This is a genomic window from Peptoniphilus asaccharolyticus DSM 20463 (assembly GCF_900176115.1).
Classification (GTDB): Bacteria; Bacillota; Clostridia; order Tissierellales; family Peptoniphilaceae; genus Peptoniphilus; species Peptoniphilus asaccharolyticus.
This window is the reverse complement of the sequence record NZ_FWWR01000005.1, coordinates 1-6759: the sequence shown is the minus strand read 5'-3', so window position 1 is coordinate 6759 and position 6759 is coordinate 1. Positions and strand designations below refer to the sequence as shown.

Here is a 6759-nt window from a genome sequence, read left to right as displayed (position 1 = left end):
CTTATTTTTAGTTGTTTTTTGCTATTTTAGTTTTGATATCTTTATTAGCGTCTATGTGCCCATTTTTACATAAAGAAAGAGACTCGAGTTAACGAGTCTCCCCAATATTTGACATAGAGCCTAAAAAAGATTTAAATTGATCACTTTAAATTTCTTTTTATTTTAAAACTTAGTTGAATATACTCAACAATAAGTTTTTATTTGTTATAATGAAAAGGAAGGGAAGCGATAGAATGAATAATTTTATATTAGGGATTAATGTTATATTCCCTTTATTTTTTGTGCTATTTACCGGTTTGTTTTTAAGAAAGATAAAAATAATAGATGAGAGGTTTATAAGCCAGTCAACTAATTTAATATTCTATGTAACTATGCCAGCAAGTTTGATAATGGATGTGAAGAATTCTGACTTAAGTGGAATAAATTTAGGTTACATAATATATCTATTGTTAGGCGTAATGCTCATGTTCGGTGGGACATGGATAGTTGCGAGATTTTTTATAGAAGACAATAAAAAACTTTCTGCTTTTGTACACTGTGCCTATCGCTCCAACTTTTTATATGTAGGAGTACCTATTTTAAAGGCCGTAATGCCGAACTATCAAATGGCTCCGGTTTTGGCGGCCATGATATTTGGAGTTGCCCTTTTTAATATAATCGGCACAATGCTTTTGACATACTATTCTGAAAGTGACATTATCATATCAGAATTGGTAGTAAAAGTTTTGAGAAATCCTGTAATAGTGGCAATGGCGGTGGGGCTTTTATTAAAATTTATAAACTTCCCTATACCTCAAACACTTGGTAAGGGGATAAAAGTTTTGGGAGGTCTAAATACACCGTTGGCATTAATAATGATAGGTGGAAGTTTGAATTTCCACACACGTAAGAATGATTTATTATTAGTTGGGATAAGTGCTGCTATAAAAAATATTATAGGAGCTGCGCTACTTGTCCCTATAGCGTATAAGTTAGGTTTTAATAATTCAGAGATAGTTGTAGCGTATATTTTATTTGGAACGCCATGTGCTATTAATTGTTTTGTAATGGGTAAAAAGTTAGGGTCTGACGAATTGATGACTTCGCAAATTATAACTGCAAGTTATGCTCTTTCTCTATTCACTTTTGCTGGAGGAATAGCAATTCTTAAGAACTTTGGTATTGTATAGCTTTATTTACACTCAAATCAGTGGTATACTCAATATTATGGAGGGGAAGCATTTATGAAAAAATGGACATTTACATCGGAATCTGTAACTGAAGGTCATCCCGATAAAGTGTGTGACCAAGTTTCTGATGCGATTTTAGATGCTATCCTGGAAAAGGATAAAAATGCTAGAGTAGCTTGTGAGACTGTCGCAAGTACAGGAATGATTTTAATAACAGGTGAGATAACAACTTCAACTTACGTTGATTTCACTAGTGTTGTTAGAGAAACATTAAAAGAAATTGGATATGATAGAGGAAAGATAGGATTTGACTGTGAAACTTGTTCTGTACTTTCTGCAATAAAAGAGCAAAGTCCAGATATTGCTATGGGCGTTGATAGATTTAAAGAAGAAGGCGTAGACGAGTTAGATGGTTTTGGAGCAGGAGACCAAGGTTTGATGTTTGGTTTTGCATGTGATGAAACTGACGAATATATGCCACTTCCAATATCTCTTTCTCACGCACTTGCAAAGAGACTTACTGAAGTTAGAAAAAATGGTACTTTAAAGTACTTAAGACCTGATGGTAAAACTCAAGTTAGTGTTGACTATATAGATGGAGTTCCAAGTAGAATAGACACTATTGTAATTTCAACTCAACATGATTCAGAAGTTAGTTTAGAACAAATCAGAGAAGATTTAAAGAGAGAAGTAATAGATTTTATCGTAGATGAAAATATGATGGATGAAAATACTAAAATCTATGTAAATCCTACTGGAAGATTTGTAGTTGGTGGACCGATGGGAGATGCTGGGCTAACAGGACGTAAGATAATAGTTGATACTTATGGTGGATATGCAAGACACGGCGGTGGAGCTTTCTCAGGAAAGGATCCAACTAAGGTAGACAGATCTGCTTGTTATTTTGCTAGATATATTGCTAAGAACTTAGTAGCAGCAGGACTTGCAAAGAAATGTGAAATAGGTCTTTCATATGCAATAGGTGTTGCTAGACCAACATCAGTTTACGTTGAAACATTTGGAACTGGTGTGTTATCAGATACAGAACTTGAAAAGATAGTTCTTGAAAACTTTGATGCAAGACCAGCGGCAATTATTAAGAATTTGGATTTACAAAGACCAATATATAAACAAGTGGCAGCTTATGGACACTTTGGTAGAAATGAATTAGATCTTCCTTGGGAAAAATTAGACAAGGTAGAAAAATTAAAAACTTATTTATAAGAGAGGACTGGTAACAGTCCTTTTCTAATATGGTGATAAATATGATTGAAATCACGGGGATTTTAGAAAAAATTGTATATAGAAATGATGAAAATGGATACACTGTTGCCAGATTCACTACTGAAGATGATTCTATAACTGTAACTGGAAGTGCTCTTGAGTTCAAGGAACAGATGGAATATGTTTTGACCGGAGATTTTACTTTCCACAAGAAGTATGGAGAACAATTTAGTTTTCAAAATGTCAAAGAGATATTGCCTCAATCTGAAAAGGGGATTATAAATTATCTTACCAGTGGAGCCATACCTTATGTTGGAAAGGCAATGGCGAAGAAGATATATTCTAGGTTCGGTGAAAAGACATTAGATGTAATAGAAAAAAGTCCTGAGCAATTAATAATGGTTGAGGGGATAGGAAAAGCCAAGCTGAAAAAGATTTTGGAGAAGTTGGAGCAAGACCAAGGGCTTAGAAAAGTTATAATCTTTTTTTCGGAATATGGCATACCAACATCATTAGCCATGAAGATTTATAAAAATTATGGTGACAATTCTATATCTGTAGTAAGAGAGAATCCCTACAAATTGGCAGAAGATATAAGGGGAATAGGATTTAAAAAGGCTGATGAAATAGCTATGAAGATAGGGGATTTCAGCCAAAGTAATTTGAGAGTTAAGGCTGCGCTTAAGTACACACTTTATATAGCCACTCTTGAAGGACATAGTTTTCTGCCTATAGATGTGCTGATAAGTAGGACAAAATTTTTGATAAACAAGACCGAGGATGAATTATATTCTGAAATAGGAGCACTAAATTTAGATGATAGGTTCAAACTTGAAAATACAGACCCAATAAGATGCTATTTTGCACCTTATTTAAAAGCTGAAAATTATATTGCCGGACGAATAAAGGATATGCTCAGCTTTAAACATGAGATAAAAAATGTGGATGAACTCATAGATGAAGTTCAAGATAGACAAAAGATTGTACTGGCTGAAAATCAAGAAAAAGCTGTAAGAGAAGCTACTAAAAATGGGATTACTATTATAACGGGTGGTCCGGGAACGGGGAAGACTACAACTTTAAAAGTTATAATTGAGCTATTTGAATTGATGGAGAAAAAAGTTTTTTTAGCTGCGCCAACTGGTAGGGCGGCCAAGAGAATGAAAGAAGCTACGTCAAGAGATGCTCAAACAATACACAAGATGTTGGAGCTTACGGTTTCTGACAGTGAGTATATAGACTATGGGTACCAATCTGAAGAAAACTTGGATTGTGATGTACTGATTGTGGATGAAGTCAGTATGGTTGATTTGAATTTGATGGAGAATTTGTTAAACAGGATTTCAATAAATACAAGGCTTATCTTAGTTGGAGATAAAGACCAGCTACCTTCTGTTGGAGCGGGTAATGTACTATCTGATTTAATAAATTCGGGGATAATACCGGTAGTAAATTTAAATCAAATTTTTAGACAGTCAGGAGAGTCGCATATTATAAGAAATGCGCACATGGTGAACAATGGAGAAGTGCCGCCGGTTACTAATGATGGGGACTTTTTCACCATAGATAGCAAGGAAGAAAGAGCTTCTTTGAGCACGATAGTTGATTTGGTATATAAGAGATTGCCTGATTACTATTCGATAGACAGAGATAATATTCAAGTTTTAGCGCCTATGAAAAAGGGCGTTTGTGGTGTGAATAATCTAAATAAAGAATTGCAGAAAACTCTAAATCCAAAGGGCGAGTCAATAGATTACAATGGCAGTATTTTTAGAATTGGCGACAGAGTTATGCAAACTAAAAACAACTACAATCTTGAATATAAAATTGAATCGGATTTTTATTTGGAAAAAGGAAGCGGTGTCTTTAACGGGGACATTGGCAAGATAGTGTCAGTTGATGAGGAAGATAAGAAACTAACTGTATTATTTGATGATACTAAGAAAGTTGAATATGAATATACAGATTTGGATGAACTGACTTTATCTTACGCAACTACTATACACAAATCACAGGGTTCGGAGTTTGAAGTTGTTGTAATGCCGATACACTTTGCTCCACCAATTTTGTTGACGAGAAATTTACTTTACACAGCTATAACTAGGGCGAAGAGATTGGTTGTATTAGTTGGGAATTATAAGTACGTTGAACAGATGGTAAAGAATAATAGAATATCACTTAGATACTCAAGTCTAAAGGAAAAGTTACAAGGTGATGTGCAGTGTTTGAGTCAGGATGTTTAAAATGTTCACACAAAAAAGTTTATAAATATAATTTGTGTGAGTCTTGCTATTCCAATTTGAAATTAAATGTGATTTGGGATAGAGAACTTGAAAATGTAGATAAGGTAATAGTTGGCGGAGAGTATGTAGGTCTATTAAGAGAAATTTTAATAGACTTTAAATTTAGGGACTGTGTCTATTATGCTGATGTGTTGTCTGAGATTATGAGTGAAAAACTTTTAAAGAGCAGAATTTATAGAGAGTATGAAGCGATAACTTATGTGCCAATGCACAAAGTGGATTTGCTTGAAAGAGGCTATAACCAATCTGAAATATTGGCTAAAAAGATAGCTGATAATGTGCTATTAGATTTTGTGGAGCCTATAGAGAAAATTAAAAGCACCAAAAGACAGATAGAGGTTACGAGTTCGGAAAGGTATAGAAATTTAAAAGGTGTTTTCAGAGTGGTTGATAGATTGCCTGAAAATATAATTTTGGTGGATGATGTAGTAACTACAGGTTCAACTGTAGACGAGATAGCTAAAGTTTTGAAAGAAAATGGAGTAAAAAAAGTGGCTGCTCTAATAGCAACCACACATAATATTTAGTTGGATAAATCTTGATATTTTTCGTCTGATAAAATTCCCTTTAATATGGATTCGTTTCGAGGCCATAGTGAAGACTCGGGGAAGTATTTAATAGAGAAATTGATTGCGTTTATTTCGCCGCCAATTAATATAATTAAACTTACTAACCATATCCATATAAGCATTACTATAACACCACCAAGTGATCCGTAAGTCACGGAGAATTTTCCGAAATTAGATACATAAAATCCAAACAGTACGGTCATTAGAATAACACCTATGGTTGTAAATAGTGCTCCGGGGATTATCATTTTTAAAGTTAGCATTTTTCTTATTTGCTTAGATGGGGCAAATTTATAAAGTGCAGTGAACATCAAAAGCATATATATCAATGGTACTATTATGCTAAGTAGTTTGATAAATTGTTTTAGGTCGACATCTAAAATTAAAAATTTGGATATAGAGTCGATTATAAGTCCACCGAACACTTGAGTTATCATAAGCAATATAATCATTAGGATGAGTGCTATGGCAAATATCAAAGAAAGAGATTTTGCTGCTATAAAAGAGCGCTTTTTATTAAAGCCATAAGCTGCATTTACATTATTTATAAGTTGATTAATACCGTTTGAAGAAGTCCAAAGTCCGGCTAAGATAGAAACTATAAATAGACTGCTTGAACTCGACTTCAAGAGCTCTTGCGAAAAGCTAAGGACTATAGATGAAATATCCTCAGGTAGATATTCGACATAGCTAAGTATAGCCTCTGGTGATAAAATACCAGTAAACTTTAATGTATTTAAAAGTGCTATAATAAATGGAAACAAGCTTAGTATTATAAAGTAAACTAACGAACCGCTCATTTCAGGTAGTCTGTGACTTGAAAATCTATAAAGTAATTTATCAATGACGAATTGTCAAATCAAATGCAACACCTATGGTAAGAGACCAAAAAGTTCTTCTTTAGGTGTTTTATATTTTATACATTTTCTAGGTCTATTATTCATTAAACTTAAGTTATAATTTAATTCATCAATATTCACTTCTGATAAATCCATACCCTTAGGATAAACTCCCTCAAAGTCCGTTACTATTTTCATTTGTTACCTTTTGTCCATGCACAATAGGGATCACAAAAATAAAGTTTTGTCATCCTAATTCTTTTTCTTATTTTCTCTAAATTACTTGAAAATTACTTTACCTTCTATCAAAGGTTATTGTTTTTACTTAATTCTTTTGGTATAATCTTTTAATGCATTTATTATTGCTGGTGTTACGCTTTCCGACTTTCTATTTTCAACTAGGATTGCTATATAATATCTAGATTTTCTTTCTGCTAAAGTTACGAAACAACATCTACTTTTCCTTTTATGATCTAATCTGCCTGATTCCACTGTATCTGCTTCCCAGTGGCCTAATTCTTGCCTTCTGTATATCTCTTTAGGTTTTAAAATAGGTGTTGACATTACATATATACGCTTATACAATGTGTATATACAGTATATACGGTAGGTGCAAAATGAAAATAATAATTTTGAATTCAAGTGATGTACCAAT

6 protein-coding genes and 1 pseudogene are annotated in these 6759 nt (G+C 33.4%); 4 read left to right on the top strand and 3 right to left on the bottom strand.

What is annotated here, in order from left to right:
- The first annotated feature begins 233 nt into the window (after positions 1 to 233).
- Genes B8869_RS00135 through B8869_RS00120 form a run of 4 tightly spaced genes read left to right on the top strand, consistent with a single transcriptional unit; the run spans position 234 to position 5223 of the window.
- Positions 234 to 1169 (top strand): AEC family transporter, encoded by a 936-nt coding sequence (locus B8869_RS00135; RefSeq protein ID WP_084229729.1) that lies wholly within the window; start codon positions 234 to 236, stop codon positions 1167 to 1169.
- Between the two features lie 54 nt (positions 1170 to 1223).
- Positions 1224 to 2393 carry a methionine adenosyltransferase gene (gene metK, locus B8869_RS00130; RefSeq protein WP_084229728.1) on the top strand — a complete coding sequence of 390 codons (1170 nt, stop codon included), beginning with the start codon at positions 1224 to 1226 and terminating at the stop codon, positions 2391 to 2393.
- 41 nt (positions 2394 to 2434) lie between these two features.
- Positions 2435 to 4636: an SF1B family DNA helicase RecD2 gene (gene recD2, locus B8869_RS00125; protein WP_084229727.1), complete on the top strand. Its 2202-nt coding sequence runs from the start codon at positions 2435 to 2437 to the stop codon at positions 4634 to 4636.
- Between the two features lie 56 nt (positions 4637 to 4692).
- On the top strand, positions 4693 to 5223 hold the full coding sequence (locus tag B8869_RS00120) for a ComF family protein (protein ID WP_144017910.1): 531 nt from the start codon (positions 4693 to 4695) through the stop codon (positions 5221 to 5223).
- On the opposite strand, the gene B8869_RS00115 is transcribed toward B8869_RS00120, so the two are convergent.
- The 3 genes and pseudogenes from B8869_RS00115 to B8869_RS11865 form a co-directional block, all read right to left on the bottom strand.
- A complete protein-coding gene (locus tag B8869_RS00115) occupies positions 5220 to 6110 on the bottom strand; it encodes a YihY/virulence factor BrkB family protein (RefSeq protein ID WP_268802050.1) in 891 nt (296 codons plus the stop codon). The genes B8869_RS00120 and B8869_RS00115 overlap by 4 nt on opposite strands.
- 27 nt (positions 6111 to 6137) lie before the next feature.
- Positions 6138 to 6302, bottom strand: a complete 165-nt coding sequence (locus B8869_RS11870) for a hypothetical protein (protein ID WP_234989691.1) — start codon at positions 6300 to 6302, stop codon at positions 6138 to 6140.
- Between the two features lie 123 nt (positions 6303 to 6425).
- Positions 6426 to 6759 (bottom strand): annotated as a pseudogene (locus B8869_RS11865) (hypothetical protein); the annotation flags it as partial.

Coding starts and splice junctions, on each gene's coding strand:
- B8869_RS00135 (WP_084229729.1), top strand. CDS start 234: ATGAATAATTTTATATTAGGGATTAATGTTATATTCCCTTTATTTTTT.
- metK (WP_084229728.1), top strand. CDS start 1,224: ATGAAAAAATGGACATTTACATCGGAATCTGTAACTGAAGGTCATCCC.
- recD2 (WP_084229727.1), top strand. CDS start 2,435: ATGATTGAAATCACGGGGATTTTAGAAAAAATTGTATATAGAAATGAT.
- B8869_RS11870 (WP_234989691.1), bottom strand. CDS start 6,302: ATGAAAATAGTAACGGACTTTGAGGGAGTTTATCCTAAGGGTATGGAT.